The 13,880-nt window shown below is 47.3% G+C and carries 17 protein-coding genes; 5 read left to right on the top strand and 12 right to left on the bottom strand.

The genetic code is table 11. From position 1 onward, the window contains the following. Positions 1–96: 96 nt before the first annotated feature. The 6 genes from KNQ09_RS03105 to KNQ09_RS03080 all read right to left on the bottom strand — a co-directional run bounded on the left by KNQ09_RS03105 (position 97) and on the right by KNQ09_RS03080 (position 7,075). Positions 97–624, bottom strand: coding sequence for a general stress protein (locus KNQ09_RS03105; protein WP_214857335.1), 528 nt, complete (start codon positions 622–624; stop codon positions 97–99). Next, positions 621–1,667 (bottom strand): DUF871 domain-containing protein, encoded by a 1,047-nt coding sequence (locus KNQ09_RS03100; RefSeq protein ID WP_214857334.1) that lies wholly within the window; start codon positions 1,665–1,667, stop codon positions 621–623. The genes KNQ09_RS03105 and KNQ09_RS03100 overlap by 4 nt, the downstream gene beginning before the upstream one ends. A gap of 82 nt (positions 1,668–1,749) precedes the next feature. After that, entirely contained in the window at positions 1,750–3,123 is a 1,374-nt protein-coding gene (locus tag KNQ09_RS03095) for a PTS transporter subunit EIIC (protein WP_214857333.1), read from the bottom strand. A gap of 12 nt (positions 3,124–3,135) precedes the next feature. Continuing rightward, positions 3,136–4,020, bottom strand: a complete 885-nt coding sequence (murQ, locus tag KNQ09_RS03090) for an N-acetylmuramic acid 6-phosphate etherase (protein ID WP_214858546.1) — start codon at positions 4,018–4,020, stop codon at positions 3,136–3,138. Positions 4,021–4,139: 119 nt separating this feature from the next. Further along, on the bottom strand, positions 4,140–5,693 hold the full coding sequence (lysS, locus tag KNQ09_RS03085) for a lysine--tRNA ligase (protein WP_214857331.1): 1,554 nt from the start codon (positions 5,691–5,693) through the stop codon (positions 4,140–4,142). A 428-nt stretch (positions 5,694–6,121) separates the two neighbouring features. Next, positions 6,122–7,075: an SMI1/KNR4 family protein gene (locus KNQ09_RS03080; RefSeq protein WP_251138082.1), complete on the bottom strand. Its 954-nt coding sequence runs from the start codon at positions 7,073–7,075 to the stop codon at positions 6,122–6,124. Positions 7,076–7,231: 156 nt separating this feature from the next. Between KNQ09_RS03080 and KNQ09_RS03075 the strand changes: the two genes are divergently transcribed. Both KNQ09_RS03075 and KNQ09_RS03070 read left to right on the top strand, forming a co-directional pair. Then, complete coding sequence (locus KNQ09_RS03075; RefSeq protein WP_214857329.1) at positions 7,232–8,143, top strand: EamA family transporter; 912 nt, start codon at positions 7,232–7,234, stop codon at positions 8,141–8,143. Positions 8,144–8,146: 3 nt separating this feature from the next. Then, positions 8,147–8,608 carry a hypothetical protein gene (locus KNQ09_RS03070; protein WP_214857327.1) on the top strand — a complete coding sequence of 154 codons (462 nt, stop codon included), beginning with the start codon at positions 8,147–8,149 and terminating at the stop codon, positions 8,606–8,608. A 79-nt stretch (positions 8,609–8,687) separates the two neighbouring features. Here KNQ09_RS03070 and KNQ09_RS03065 read toward each other — a convergent pair whose 3' ends face one another. The 4 genes from KNQ09_RS03065 to KNQ09_RS03050 all read right to left on the bottom strand — a co-directional run bounded on the left by KNQ09_RS03065 (position 8,688) and on the right by KNQ09_RS03050 (position 10,041). Next, positions 8,688–9,164: a glutathione peroxidase gene (locus KNQ09_RS03065; protein ID WP_064300093.1), complete on the bottom strand. Its 477-nt coding sequence runs from the start codon at positions 9,162–9,164 to the stop codon at positions 8,688–8,690. Between the two features lie 73 nt (positions 9,165–9,237). Beyond that, complete coding sequence (locus tag KNQ09_RS03060) at positions 9,238–9,456, bottom strand: hypothetical protein (protein WP_214857325.1); 219 nt, start codon at positions 9,454–9,456, stop codon at positions 9,238–9,240. A 74-nt stretch (positions 9,457–9,530) separates the two neighbouring features. Next, positions 9,531–9,755: a hypothetical protein gene (locus KNQ09_RS03055; RefSeq protein ID WP_214857323.1), complete on the bottom strand. Its 225-nt coding sequence runs from the start codon at positions 9,753–9,755 to the stop codon at positions 9,531–9,533. A gap of 19 nt (positions 9,756–9,774) precedes the next feature. After that, positions 9,775–10,041, bottom strand: a complete 267-nt coding sequence (locus KNQ09_RS03050; protein WP_214857320.1) for an N-acetyltransferase — start codon at positions 10,039–10,041, stop codon at positions 9,775–9,777. On the opposite strand from KNQ09_RS03050, the gene KNQ09_RS03045 reads away from it, so the two are divergent. Both KNQ09_RS03045 and KNQ09_RS03040 read left to right on the top strand, forming a co-directional pair. Then, a complete protein-coding gene (locus KNQ09_RS03045; RefSeq protein WP_214857319.1) occupies positions 10,040–10,285 on the top strand; it encodes a hypothetical protein in 246 nt (81 codons plus the stop codon). The two genes, KNQ09_RS03050 and KNQ09_RS03045, sit on opposite strands and share 2 nt — an antisense overlap. A gap of 85 nt (positions 10,286–10,370) precedes the next feature. Then, positions 10,371–10,559 (top strand): hypothetical protein, encoded by a 189-nt coding sequence (locus tag KNQ09_RS03040; RefSeq protein ID WP_029341400.1) that lies wholly within the window; start codon positions 10,371–10,373, stop codon positions 10,557–10,559. 55 nt (positions 10,560–10,614) lie between these two features. Here KNQ09_RS03040 and KNQ09_RS03035 read toward each other — a convergent pair whose 3' ends face one another. Beyond that, positions 10,615–11,463 carry an SMI1/KNR4 family protein gene (locus KNQ09_RS03035; protein ID WP_214857318.1) on the bottom strand — a complete coding sequence of 283 codons (849 nt, stop codon included), beginning with the start codon at positions 11,461–11,463 and terminating at the stop codon, positions 10,615–10,617. Positions 11,464–11,492: 29 nt separating this feature from the next. Further along, positions 11,493–12,155 (bottom strand): hypothetical protein, encoded by a 663-nt coding sequence (locus KNQ09_RS03030; protein WP_214857317.1) that lies wholly within the window; start codon positions 12,153–12,155, stop codon positions 11,493–11,495. Between the two features lie 468 nt (positions 12,156–12,623). Between KNQ09_RS03030 and KNQ09_RS03025 the strand changes: the two genes are divergently transcribed. Beyond that, positions 12,624–13,856 carry a hypothetical protein gene (locus tag KNQ09_RS03025; RefSeq protein WP_214857316.1) on the top strand — a complete coding sequence of 411 codons (1,233 nt, stop codon included), beginning with the start codon at positions 12,624–12,626 and terminating at the stop codon, positions 13,854–13,856. Positions 13,857–13,880: the final 24 nt, after the last annotated feature.

The raw sequence follows: 13,880 nt of genomic DNA, 5'->3' as shown, positions 1-13,880 counted from the left end.
TTGCAAAACTTATTAACGTCCTCTTAGCTTCCGTAACTTTCGATAGCCACGAATGAGCATATCGAGCATACAATCCCTCCTATTTTCTATAAACCCTTAGACTACTTGACGAAGTCGTTGCATATCCTTATTCAATGCTGATCGTTTCAAACGTCTGTTCCGTATTAAGTATTGCACATCTGACCGGTTATCGTACATAAGTTGGATATGGAAATAATTGATATATTCAAGAATTGCGAATACATATAATAACAAGGCAAGTTGTGTTCCGGAGACGGGAAGCTCAGATCGGAGACGCATCCAATCGATTCCGAACGCACACGCTGTCAGGACGATCAAAGCCAGATTGATGACACGACAGTGACGTAATCGTCGGACGACGGGTACCGGGGTGGCTGACGTTCCTTCCTTCTTCAGACGCCTTGACTTGCTGTACCAATACCAAGCTCCTTGAATCAACAACAGCTCAAACAAAAACAGTGACATCCAAAAGGCACTGAGTTCAAATAACTGCAGTCGTGGAAAGACACGATTACCAAACCAACTCAGCGGTAAAATAGTGACGACCGTGAACAGCTCCCCTCGGTACAGATAGGCGAGTCGTTCCGCAACGAGCTGCTTCATGGCGTCACCCATTCGATCCGGAACTTACTTCCTGGACCAAGCCGTGCGATCAATGGTTGATCAGCCTCAATCACGCGTCCGATGACGTTGACTCGCTCATCTGCCGACAAATTACGTTTCGTGATTTGAACCTCGCCCGCGTATCGTCCGTATTTTTCATTATCGATCGTGATCGTTCCAAGCGGACGGGCAGACGGATCTTGCGGTGTTAGATCGATCGTCGACGGCTTCATCCGCGACTCGACGGATCGAATAACATCCCGCGCCGGATCAAACCGATTCGTTTCCGTCTCCCGTTGTGCTTGCTGCCCGTTCGCGAGTGCCCGCAGTACGATGATTCCGTCTTGCTCTGCTTCGAATTGCCGAATCGTCGCCTCCGTCAATCGTGGATCCCCAACAAGAATTCGGTCAACGGTCGCTTTTAAATCGATGTAACTGGCGAACGGTGCCGCATGCCGGTGTTCTTCAAGTGTCGGTAACGTCTCAAACAACGGTCCACGAAGTGTCCCGTCACCCGGTATGAACGCTTGAACTCGTAATCCTTGCGCCTGCAACCAGGCATTCTTTTCGTCGAACCATGTCCTGTCGAGTCCCGTTTCCGGTCGCGGATAAAAATTATGCCACGCTTCCGTTCGATCGATTCGCAGCCCGTGTGCCTTCATCTCCGTCAATTCATCTGCTGTTAACGTACTGGCGTTCAGTGCGACCATCATCTGATTGGATAACGTCGCGATTTGCTGCGGACTGATGCCGTAATCAAGACGGAGTCCGGTTACACCCCAGTCCGTTAACGTCGCTGCCGTCTCCCATGTCTTGCTGAGCGTCGCGAGTGACGCCGGTGCGATGTCCGCTACGAATTCGAATCCAAGCTCACGTGCTAAACGACCGAGCGCTTGCAAGCGTTCGACGTACAGTGAAGAATCGTCCTCGGGAATATGTAGCGATGTAAAGAGCGACGTAAAGCCAACAGCGCGCATCTGCTGTAGCCACTCGCTCGTCTCGTCTGTGATCGGTTCACTTAAATAGATTGATAATCCTTTCATCGACTCACTCCTTCACTTCTCTACTTAGGGAAAAAGCAGCTGAATCCTTCTTTTTCGAAGGATTCAACTGCTTTTCAATACTTTAAATACCGTCTGCCATCTCTTCTTTGAAACCGAACCAATACGTGAACAGGAATCCTGCCGCGTACGAGATGACGAGACCACCGATGTACGTAAAGTACATTCCGTTGTCGATCAACGGTGTCAATGATAAACCGGATACGCCCACTCCAAGCGCCGTCGTCTTCATCGTTGCTTGGAAGGCACCACCGACTGCTGCGCCGAGACATGCCGTTACGAACGGACGACCGAGCGGCAACGTAACACCGTATAACAATGGTTCACCGATTCCAAGGAAACCGACCGGAATCGCACCTTTAATGATGTTACGCAGGCGCGGATTGCGCGTCTTGACGAAAATCGCCATTGCCGCCCCGACTTGACCCGCTCCTGCCATTGCAAGAATCGGTAAGAGTGGCGTGTTGCCAATCGTGTTCAAGAACTCGAGATGGATCGGTGTCAGTCCATGATGAAGACCAACCATGACGAGTGGTAGGAAGAAGCCGGCCAGTACTGCCCCGGCGAGTGGTCCACCGACCTCAAGTACGGCATTGATTGCTTTCATGATACCGTCAGACAACAGTCCAGCAACCGGCATGATCGCATAGAGCGAGGCGAATCCGACGATCAGCACCGTCAACAATGGCGTGAAGATGATATCAATCGATGCGAGCATGAAGCGACGGATGTGTTTCTCAAGATAGGTCATCAACCACGCAGCGAAGATGACACCAAACAAGCCGCCCCTGCCTGGAACGAGCGGTTCCCCGTAAATCGTGATGTCCGCAAGCACGGGGTTGAATAGAATCCCACCAGCAATCGCCCCGAGCACCGGTGTTCCGCCGAACTCCTTCGCCGTATTCCATCCGACAAGGATTGCGAGATATGCAAAGACCGTCCCACCGATCAGTAGTAAAATCTGCATCCATGTCTGTGTTTCATCGACACCCGCATTCTTCGCGAAGTTCGCACCGCCGTTGATGATACCGGAAGCAACAAGACCCGGAATGAGCGGAATGAAGATGTTCCCGATTCGGCGCAAGAAGCGTTTGAACGGAGACTGTTGTTTTGCTTTTACTTTTTGCCGTTCTACGGCGGCTCGTTCTTCTGGCGTCAAGTTCGGATCAACGGACTCTTCCCCGATCGCGAGTCCTGTTTCGCGACTTAAGTGGTCTGCTACCCGATTGACCGTTCCCGGACCGACGACGATTTGTAACGTCTCGTCATCGATGACCCCCATGACCCCATCAATCCGCTTTAACGCATCGATATCTGCTTGCGTCGGATCCTTTAACGATAAACGAACCCGCGTCATACAGTGCGCAAGCTGCCGGAGATTATCTTTTCCACCGACGTGCTCGAGAATCGCGTGTGCCAGCACTTCTTCCTTCTTCATCGTGTTTCCCCCTTAGAGTGCGTCTCGGACAAATCCGTTCGCTTGCTGTAATCGTTCGACGGCTTCCGCATGCGGAACATTTGCGAGAATCATGACGATCGCCGTCTTGACGTGCCCGTGTGCTTCATGGAAGACACGCTCCGCCGTTACGGCATCGACTCCTGTCGCCTCACGGATCATCCGCTTCGCCCGAATCTCCAGTTTTTCGTTCGTTGACTGGACGTCGACCATCAGGTTTTGATAGACCTTGCCGACACCGATCATCGCCGCTGTCGAAACCATGTTCAAGACAAGCTTTTGTGCCGTTCCAGCCTTTAGTCTTGTTGACCCCGTCAAGACTTCCGGACCTGTTTCGACTTCAATCGCATAGCGTGCGTGCCCACTGATGACCGCATCCGTGTTGCAAGAAATCGCTGCCGTCACCGCTCCGACTTCCTTCGCGTAATCAAGCCCGCCGATGACATACGGCGTCCGACCGCTTGCTGCGATCCCGATGACCGTATCACGTGCTTCTAGCTGGAGCGCTTTCAAATCGTCGACGGCAAGCGTCCGACTATCCTCTGCTCCCTCGACCGCTTTGATTAACGCGCGTTCGCCACCAGCAATCAAACCGACGACCATGTCTGGTGAGACCCCGAACGTCGGCACACATTCTGCCGCGTCAAGAATCCCGAGTCGTCCGCTCGTACCAGCACCGATGTAAATCAAGCGTCCTCCGTTTTTGAATGATGCAATGACGTGTTTGACGACTTCCGCGATGACAGGAATTTGTTCCCGAATGACCGTCGCGACCGTTTGATCCTCAGCGTTCATCACCCGTAAGACATCTTCGACTGTCATCTCATCGAGTTGCATCGTCTGTTCATTCCGACGTTCCGTTGCTAATTGATCTAACATCTGCTTCACCCTTTCTCTTCCCTCCCTTTATTATACAATTAAGAAATTTTAATTCAATATTATTTATTTAATTTTGAAATTAAATTTCTATATATAAAAATAAGGTTTTGTCCTTCATTTCAGGCTTGGTCCCTTGATTTCCTGCTTGTTGTAATTTCCTCATTCACAAAGTCCAGTAACGCAGACATTCGCTCCCGTCCAATCGTCGCGACAAGTAACGGGATGCGTGGTCCGTAGGATTGATTGATCGTCAGTTGATAGAGTAGCGTCGCATAGTGTTTCTGCAGGCGAAGTGTTTCCTTTTTTTCAGCTTGCCGTGTCAAACGGTAGAAGGCAGAAAGGACGTCTTCATCCGTTCGGAGAGCAACGACGAATTGTTGGATCCAGTCCTGTTCCGTTCCCGTCAGTTGCGCATGTAGTTCATAATTCGGAACAGTACTGATTTGAAGTTCCCGCTCCGGACACCATTGCGTAACAAAAGTACGAGCACGGTCAATCTGTTCAGGCGGAACGCTCGCGCAAAACACATTTTCAATCAAATCAGGGTCAAAACCAACCATCGGACCAATCATCGTCAACTGCGTAAACGAAACAAGATGAGCAGTTCCACGATGACTCCAACGCAGACTTTGCTGAATGTCTTCGGATTGACGCGATGAGTGTGCGACAAAACGCTCGAACTCACTGTAATTGCGTAACACATCTTCATCTAGCCCGATATGAAAGGCGTGATTCGGACGATGTTTCGCAAATAAGAACAGAAGAATGCTCGGTGGATAGACGGCGAGTAGATCTTGCGGAGTCAAGACACCACCGCTTGAACTCGACATTTTTTTCGACTCCCCTTTTAGACGAATGAATTCATACGGGAGATAGAGCGGTGCCGGCTGTTGGAAAATTTCTTGCGCAATCCGGGACGAAACCGTGTAACTTCCGTTTGCTGCTGAATGATCCTTTCCACCTGGCTCGAAATCGACGCCTTCATGTGCCCAGCGCATCGCCCAGTCGACTTTCCAGTTCAATTTCATCCGATGTTCCGTCCGCATATCGACCGTTGCCATATGACCACATCGACAGCTGTAATGGTACGTGGCTTCAGCTTCATCGAACGAATCGATGGTAGTCGCGTCGGTTCCACAAGCAGCACAATAGACGGTCGCCGGGTAAAACGCTGCTCGCTCATCATCGGATCCTGCCGCTGTCTTATGGTCGATCAAGATGTCATAAATCGCGTGACGATGGCGAAACGCGTGGATGATTTGTTCAGCATAAGTGCCAGACGTATAGGCTTCGTGTTGATAACGGTAGTCTGGAGTGATCTCGAATGCTGTCAGCATCGTTTCGAATTGCTGTTCAAAGTACGTCGCGTAACTCATGTCGGATCGATCCGGTGCCGGAACGGCGTTATAAGGCATCCCGATGTATCGAGTAAATGCTTGATCGACATCCGCTGGTACTTTCCGAAAACGATCGTAATCGTCCCACGAAAACAGGAAGCGGACGTCTTTACCGAGGTCTTGCAGCGCACGCGCAACGAAGTACGTCGTGACGACTTCCCGGAAATTGCCGATATGAACGGGACCCGACGGACTGATCCCGGCAGCACAGACGTATGTCTCTTTATCTGGCTGACGCTCGATAATGGTTCTTGCAGTGTGTTCTGCCCAATGCATGATGATTCCTCCAGTAGTAGACAAAAAGCTGATTTTCGCCCGTTAGTTGCCTAAAGGACGAGAATCAGCTTCCCGTGGTACCACCTTTGTTCGTCCGCCTGTCACCAGACGAACCTTCACATGTACAATCATACATGCTCTCGATAATGGGAGAACCCATCGTAGCATCATCCATATCGGAATCCGTACGAAGCTCGGAGGCTTTTTTCAGAGAGAAACCCGGTCATCCGCTCTCACCATCTCGGACTCGCTTGGCACCGTCAATTTCTTCCTACTCTTCTCGTCATCGCCTTGACTATGTAATTTTGATTAGCATACAGATTCATCCAGTTCATTGTCAATTCTTTTTTGAAAGATGAGTGGATACAAGATAAAACTTTATTTTGAGTTTCGATGGTGAAAATCATCGAATCCGAACATTGATTGTATCATTCCCACCCTGGAAGTGGGCGTGGTGGTTCCTCAACAAAGGCACGATATCCATCGAAGCGCAGTCCTTGACGTTGCGGATTATAGTTACGAATCAACGGATCACCTGTCTCGTCCTCGTTCTGCCAAAACCAATGTTCCGTTTGAAAGACCATGATTGACGAATACTGGAATCGCTCTGCCATTAGATATTCTCGAACCGATTGCATCACTTTTTCAAAGCGCGAATCCGAGTCGTAGCTTGAACCAAGGCGTTCTTGTTCTTGTTTCCCTTCGAAAATCTTAACCGAGAAATACGCATCCCTCTTCGCAATCGGATACTCGATTTCAACGCGAACCGAGTCGACGAAGCGAATCGGTCGTGGTTTGCTCACTTCCTCTTCAGAATTGTGATTCTCTACATAATAAGTATTTGTTGCAATCGAGAAGTCCTTGAACTCCCAGAACATATCCCCTTGCGAAATGATCGCATATTCAAGGAACGTGCCGAAGTTCTGTCCAATCGGATCAGTCTCCTCTGTCGACAACTCATGAAACATCCAGTGCATATAGGGTGTCTCATCTGTCTTCGCATCTTCCGTATGGATCAAGACGTATCCTTCGTTCATTTCGCCAATCATCAAGAAATGATCGTAGTCTTCATGGATCAGATCGTACTCTTTAGCTTGGATTGTCATTTCAATGACTTTTTCAAGTGGATAGAGTTCGATGCCGAGACCTTGAATCATAAACAATTCCGCTCCGTCATGTAAACGAAGGAATGTCTTGTATTCGCTTGGTAACGTTAAGTTGAACTGCTGTTCAAATGACTGAATCGCCTGTTCCGTCACCGGGTCATTCAAATTGAATTGAGCGACTCCAGTATCGTATCGTCGCTGAATGAAGGTCGACCCGTGATTGATTTTTTGTGATAAGACGTCAAGTACCGCTTCGATTTGGTTCATTTCTTTCATGGGTCCCATCCTTTTCATCTTCGTATTCGTGAATGATACGAATTCACCCTATATACCATACCATTTTTTCAATTATTTGGTGTATTCCTTCCTACTCGTTCTGTGGTATTCTCGTTCTAATATCATTTTAAAAAATTGCACTCGAAGAGGTGACCCATGTCTAAATCATCATCGATGTTGCTCATATTACTTGCTGCGATCTTTTGGGGCACGACGGGGACCTCACAAGCCTTTGCGCCGGAAGATGCACATCCGATTGCAATTGGTGCCGTTCGTCTGGCTGTCGGTGGACTGTTCTTACTCTGTCTCGTTCTCTTCAAAGGAACGCTGACGTTACGCGACTGGCCGTTGCGAACGATTTTACTCGCTGCCGTCAGCATGGCGGCTTACCAACCGCTGTTCTTCTCAGCTGTTTTGATGACCGGTGTCGCCGTCGGTACTGTCGTCGCAATCGGTAGCGCACCAATCTTTTCCGGGTGTATCGAGTGGCTGTTCCTAAAGAAACGTCCAGCGCTGCTGTGGTGGGCATCGACCGGACTATCGATCACTGGCTGTCTGTTGCTTTTGAACAATCAAGGAACGGTTGCGATTGATCCAATCGGGATCATCCTTGCACTCGGTGCCGGACTATCGTTTGCCGGGTACACGTTCGTCAGTCGAGACCTCGTCAAGACACACGCGCCGCTGTCAGTCGTTGCCGTCATTTTCACGACAAGCGCCTTGCTGTTATCGCCTCTGCTGTTTTTATTCGACCTCTCCTGGTTGTTCACGTCACGTGGTGCTGGAATCAGCCTCCATCTTGGCGTCGTTGCGACCGGAATCGCTTACTGGTTATTCGCGAAAGGACTATCGAACGTAACATCGTCGACTGCCGTCACGCTCTCGCTCGGTGAGCCGCTGACTGCCGCCTTGCTTGGTGTGTTCGTCCTTGGTGAAGAATTAAGTGGTACGGCTTGGTTCGGAATCTCGTTATTATTACTCGGAATCGCCTTATTGATCGGTTCGTCCCGCCTAGCAGCGCGGCAAACCGTTTTGACAGAAGAACGACAAACTCGGACTGGAGGCTAAATCATGCAAGAAATCACGCTTGAAAAACTACAATTTCGCGAGGATTATCACATCGGACTCGATCAGTTCTTGATCGATGTCGCAAATGGTAACCGATTGATCTTTCATTTTCGTGGGCATACGGAGGAGACGATGATCATCGTCGGTGACTATAGCTGTAATTACTTCCGATTGACCTTCGAGGCGGATGCGATTCTGCTTCGTTCACCGGACCTCTATGAACTAAAAGAAGATGTCGAGATCAACTCGATTCCACTTCTGACGCTGACCGATTCAAAGCTGCTGACGTTCGCACGTGAAATGATGAATCTCGATCCTACAAAAGACTGGGTTCATTACTGGCTCCGTGCGTTCGAGCAGGGTTTTCATGTCTTGTCTCCCCGTCCACCGGTTCTGACCGATCTCGGACATAAGCGCAGCGATGCGATTGTCAAGCATTCCTTTGATTCGTTCATTGTTGAATGACATAAAAAAAGCCCTACCTTGCCAAAGGTAGGGTATTCGTTCGTCCCGCCCAACGACTCGCGCCGGACGGTTACTTGGATTATAGATACAAAGATAAGGTTTTTTCAACCGACTGGACGGAATCGACCGGACTGAACCGCTGTACGACACGTCCTTGGCGATCGATTAAAAACTTCGTATAGTTCCATTTGATCTTTGACGACAGTAGACCCGACCGTTCGCGTTTTAGGAATGTATAAAGCGGATGTTCATTTGGTCCATTGACATTTATCTTCTGAAACATCGGAAACGTCACACCATAGTTCAGCTGACAGAACTGCATCGTCTCTTCCTGACTCGCGAATTCCTGCTGATTGAATTGATCGCACGGAAAGCCAAGCACCGTGACTCCTTGCTCGTCATATTTATCGTACAATGCCTGTAGTTCGCCAAGTTGTTTGACGAGCCCACACTTGCTTGCCGTGTTGACGATCACGAGGACACGCCCCGCATAGTCACCTAATGAAACAGTCTCGCCCGCTGCATTTTGTACGGTTGCATCGTATACGGTTTGCATGTTTCCCAGCTCCTTTGCCCCGAGTATAAGACAAAACGCGCACCCTGTCGTTTTCAGGCATGCGCGTAATGCTTTACCAGATCGTCTCTTCTTTGTCGCTCAGTTTGATGACGAACGGTAGGATCAAGACGAACAAGAGACTGACGTATCCGAGTGATAAGTAATGTTGCGAGTCTTTTGAAATGTATTGCTTCACGCCGCAGTTCGGACATGCTTTCCCATGTTTCGCAAATCCGACAGCAAGCACTTCTTTCATTTTGAACGTATACTGGCAATTCGTACAACGTACCATCTGACCATCTCCTTCTTCCTTATCTACTGGTGGATTCAGGAAAAAGTTTCATGAAAATAAAAGTAACCGACATCTTACCTCATCGATTCTTCCCGGTCGCTCAACCGGATTAGAAATGGCAAGAACAGGACGAACACTAGACTGATATTCCCGAGTGAAAGATAAAATTGCGACTTCCGCGACATGTATTGTTTCACGCCACAGTTCGGACATGGTTTGTTTTTCCCATGTATTGCAACACTGACAGCGAGTAGTTCTTTTGTGCTGAACTTATACTGACAATTCGTACAGCGTGCCATGACATCATCTCCTTTTCTGTTATCTACTTATAGATTTTGGAAAAGGTTCCGTCGAGTGGATAGGTTGTAAACGCATCTTCAAAAATTCATAGCTTCCACCGTTCGTCGCCTGTTGGAACCGTTCTACTGGAAGGAAGCCACTTTTCGTATACAAGCGAATCGCCCGCTCGTTGAATGTCGCGACAGCTAATTCAATTTGTTTAGGTGCATACCGGTCCATTATGAACGCAAGACCGGCTTCTAAAAATGCCACTCCATTTCCTCGGCCCGTCAAGTCTGGTCGCATGCCAAGCCCGACGTCAACATATCCTGCGCTAGCCGAGCGATTGACGGAATTGAGTGGTCAAGCGATAACATACGATCATGTTCGCCAGTTACTGCGTCGTTTACGAAGTGACCTATTTTTCTTCCAGGACATCATCCAAACAACACCGCTTCGCATGAATGATGGCACGCGTTTGAATGGCTTTTCTGTCGCTGATAGTGTGAAGGTGACGGTTTTATGTCGAGCGGACCATTTGTTGAACTAGAAAGATAAATGGATATCATTTGTAAATGCATGTTTCGAGCGCTATACTCTTACTTTCGCATCCGCTACTTAGGAGGAGATTACGCATGGAATCACTGAAGGAGTCATATGTAAAGCTTGACGGGTACGTCGTCGTCAAAAAAGATGGTGGTCATGTACCACACGAGGAATTTCTCGTCGAATTCACCAGCTGGCTAGAGACAAAAGGTCGAGGCTGGACAGGACTTTCTACTCAAGTCGATCAAGATGGCAACGCCATCGACAATATCAAATAACTACATACCTCAAAAAGACCGGTCGAAGGAGCATTCCTTACCGGTCTTTCGATTGCTACTCCATGAAATTGATTCGTACTCCGATGATTTGTTTATCTCGATTTTTCTTTACTTTCAGATGATAGATGCCGTCTCCATATCCAGAATCGGTCATGATACCCGCTCGAAACAAATGGACGTCCTGTTGACCGAAAAAGAGTTCCTCGGCTAGTTCCTCCTCACGAAACGCAACATCATCACCAATCAGTACAAATCCCGAATCAATCGCAATCTCATGCGAGCGCGTCCATCTGCCCGTCGGCTGATCGACACCTTCGTATACTTTAAGTAAACGAACCGTTCCATCTGAATCATACGTGACGGAAGCCGTCCATGCGCCAGACTTCACTTGCTCCAAGACAATCGATGCTACATCTTTTTCATTCGAATCCGTCACGAGCAGTCGATGACTACTAACACTAAAAGTACCCAGGGTAATCTTTTTATTAGCCCGGTCACGCAACATTTCGGATTCTACCCATTCGTTGAGTGAAGAGGCACAGTATTTTTCAAGTCCCTTTTTAGGATGCCACGTGAAGACTAGCTCTTGTAAAAAACGACGTCGAATCCGGTAGCACAACCGTCTCCCATCTAAATGTTCACCAAAGCAGATCATATCCTCCGGTAAACCATCTGGACGATTTATGTGATGGTGGATGATATCTTCGACTTCAGAATGACTCGATTCAGTAGGTATCGAATAGAGTTGCCAGTCATGAAAGGCTGCACCATTTGATTCCTGCATGAGTGAAATGTAATCCGTCGGGAATTTTACACCGAGGATTTTTTCTGCACGCTTTAGATCGATTAGTGATACACCCGGGCGTTTAGACGATGGATTGATCTGTTTGATGGCTGGTTTCATGCAGCACCTCCGATAGCTGAAGAGTGAATTTACTCTTCATTCTCAGCTTCATATAGTTCATCATTGACTTGATACGTGATGATTTCTTCTGGCATACTCCGAATGACGTTTTCTAACGAATTCACCGATCGATCGTTTGAACATATGAAAAAACCACATCCGTCATGACCAGGCTTAATAAGCACTGATGGAGGAGTTCGATCAAATGAAGCAATCGGTAGATATTGCTGGAAACCCCAATGTTGCCTTTCCTCAAACGTAAATTTTAAATTATCGTAATTCGAAATTATATAGAAAACATTCTCTTCTCCCAACCAGTACGTTTTGCGAACGATGCGTCTGAGCGCTTCCTTGTCCTTTAACTCGACTGTAAAATAGACAAGCGGATTTAAATGATGTTTGCGACTTGGATAAACCGTTTGAATGGTATAGTCAACATCATGTTGCTGAAAGAACTGCTGATGTCGTTCTCTTAATACATATTCATCCGAAAAATACAGATACAGTGGAAAGTTATTTCGATGCTCTAAAAACTCGAACAAAATTTTCTTCGTTGGTGAGACAAATTCGTCTCCTTCTGACGGGCTAATTAAATATGCCGTTTTAATTGACTCGTCCATATCTAAAAAGTGACCGAACAGACGACCTAAATCACCCGTCACTGCATATTCCTCAATCCAGATTTTTGTCATGCTTATCTCCTTTAATAAGTATAGGTACATCATCAATGTTTATCTTTTGCTTACTGTTCATATCATCCTACTCAAAAATGTTATTTGCGCGACTTAAATACCCCTTCAAAACTTGTACTTTTTAATTATGTCATTTAAAAGGTATTTTTTATATTGTCATTGTCCTATTTAATCTAGAGAGGTTCTTAAAAACTATGTAATGATTGTGCAACACCGGTCACGCGAATACCAAATGTAACTTAAGCATAAGACCTTTTGCGACAGAAACTATAACAATTGGAAATTAATGCAGTAACTGCATTTCAATATTTTTATACGTTAAATATACGGTTGTTCGATGCGAAGATAGTTATCCCATCGCTTAAATCCATGTCGTATAATAAACCATTTTGAGTTAGAATTAATATGGAAATTAAAAACATAAATGACAATATAGGTATTAAAAGAACTGATAAAGGAGGGTATACATTGGAAGAAAGAAGGCGTTCGAACCGGAAACCATCTGGAATGGGAGGAAAAGGTACGCTGTTCGCTATATTCAGTGTACTCATCGTCGGCATGTTCGGTAGCATCTACAGCGCGCAGAATGACAAACCGACGGAAGTGAAGAAAGAAGTAAAGGCAGAAGACATGAAAGAGAAGAAGAAACCGGAAGTCACAGCAGATCTCGAACACGCGACACCAGAGACGATTAGTAGCGAACTGAAGAAATATAGCGAGGGCATCACTGGTGCGAAGGTGAAAGGCAAAACGTTGATCGTCCAGTACAAAGACTCTGCCTTTTGGAGCGATAACACGATGGTCGAAAGTTACGCACTGGATTCGATTCGTTTGATAGAGGACCTCTATAAAAACAAGAACTTTGATTTATTTGCTTTCGAACGGTCGACGGTTATGACGGATGACAACGGGAATGAAGAACTCGAACCGGTCCTGAAGTCGTACTACACACGAAAGACGCTTGATCAAATGAATCTCGATAACTTCTCGGACATGGTGCTAGTCGATCGTGAGCGTTATTTCCAGAAGGCGGACGGGTACTGGATTCACCTCGGTATCTTCAGAAGCCTAAAAGAAAGCTTAAGTGGCAAGATTAATGCACCAATCAACTTCGAAAACATGGACGAGTCCCGTTACGACATGCACCCGGACGCGACGAATGATGTCGTAGAAAAACCGGAGTCGGTCGAAAAAGAAGAACCGATCGTCGCTGAACCTGTCACAGAGGAGTCTGCACCGGATCCTCAACCGGAAGCGACATACGACGCATCGACTATCGTGAATAGCATCTATCTGATCACACAAGGTTTCGACATGACGTCTTTCAAGATCAGTGAACTCAACGACTTGGTCCAAGTTTCGGACGGGAAGGTTCAAGCGCCCGTCTCCTCCGCCCTGTTTGAACTGAAATCGATGCTAGACCCAATCGGAAAAGAAATCACTACATTGCAGCAAATAAGTACCCCAGCTGATGTGAAGGCGACGACACAACAACTCGCGGCGAACCAAACAGAGTTGAATCGCCTGTATGCGGAAATCCAACAACAGTTTTACACGATCGATAAACAAGATTATTCAGATGCGAATAAACTCGTCAACGCGATCAAGCAAAACTTCAACGCGATGGAGCAGTTGATGCATCCTGATGTTTCGTCTTATACAACATTCTTCAAGCAAAACGCTGATGAACAAGGCTCATAAAAAGGTGTACACTGAAGGCACTCA

Origin of the sequence: Exiguobacterium sp. s191, assembly GCF_018618955.1 — a bacterium.
GTDB classification, from domain to species: domain Bacteria; phylum Bacillota; class Bacilli; order Exiguobacteriales; family Exiguobacteriaceae; genus Exiguobacterium_A; species Exiguobacterium_A abrahamii.
This window is presented reverse-complemented; position numbering and strand designations above follow the sequence as displayed.

Excerpts from the sequence above, each read along its gene's own strand:
- lysS (WP_214857331.1), bottom strand. The coding sequence starts at position 5,693 with ATGCATTGGGCAGAACACACTGCAAGAACCATTATCGAGCGTCAGCCA.
- KNQ09_RS03070 (WP_214857327.1), top strand. The coding sequence starts at position 8,147 with ATGCAAGAAATCACGCTTGAAAAACTACAATTTCGCGAGGATTATCAC.
- KNQ09_RS03080 (WP_251138082.1), bottom strand. The coding sequence starts at position 7,075 with ATGAAAGAAATGAACCAAATCGAAGCGGTACTTGACGTCTTATCACAA.
- KNQ09_RS03065 (WP_064300093.1), bottom strand. The coding sequence starts at position 9,164 with ATGCAAACCGTATACGATGCAACCGTACAAAATGCAGCGGGCGAGACT.
- KNQ09_RS03075 (WP_214857329.1), top strand. The coding sequence starts at position 7,232 with ATGTCTAAATCATCATCGATGTTGCTCATATTACTTGCTGCGATCTTT.
- KNQ09_RS03045 (WP_214857319.1), top strand. The coding sequence starts at position 10,040 with ATGCCAAGCCCGACGTCAACATATCCTGCGCTAGCCGAGCGATTGACG.
- murQ (WP_214858546.1), bottom strand. The coding sequence starts at position 4,020 with ATGTTAGATCAATTAGCAACGGAACGTCGGAATGAACAGACGATGCAA.
- KNQ09_RS03105 (WP_214857335.1), bottom strand. The coding sequence starts at position 624 with ATGAAGCAGCTCGTTGCGGAACGACTCGCCTATCTGTACCGAGGGGAG.
- KNQ09_RS03030 (WP_214857317.1), bottom strand. The coding sequence starts at position 12,155 with ATGACAAAAATCTGGATTGAGGAATATGCAGTGACGGGTGATTTAGGT.
- KNQ09_RS03095 (WP_214857333.1), bottom strand. The coding sequence starts at position 3,123 with ATGAAGAAGGAAGAAGTGCTGGCACACGCGATTCTCGAGCACGTCGGT.
- KNQ09_RS03100 (WP_214857334.1), bottom strand. The coding sequence starts at position 1,667 with ATGAAAGGATTATCAATCTATTTAAGTGAACCGATCACAGACGAGACG.
- KNQ09_RS03055 (WP_214857323.1), bottom strand. The coding sequence starts at position 9,755 with ATGGCACGCTGTACGAATTGTCAGTATAAGTTCAGCACAAAAGAACTA.
- KNQ09_RS03060 (WP_214857325.1), bottom strand. The coding sequence starts at position 9,456 with ATGGTACGTTGTACGAATTGCCAGTATACGTTCAAAATGAAAGAAGTG.
- KNQ09_RS03035 (WP_214857318.1), bottom strand. The coding sequence starts at position 11,463 with ATGAAACCAGCCATCAAACAGATCAATCCATCGTCTAAACGCCCGGGT.
- KNQ09_RS03050 (WP_214857320.1), bottom strand. The coding sequence starts at position 10,041 with ATGCGACCAGACTTGACGGGCCGAGGAAATGGAGTGGCATTTTTAGAA.
- KNQ09_RS03040 (WP_029341400.1), top strand. The coding sequence starts at position 10,371 with ATGGAATCACTGAAGGAGTCATATGTAAAGCTTGACGGGTACGTCGTC.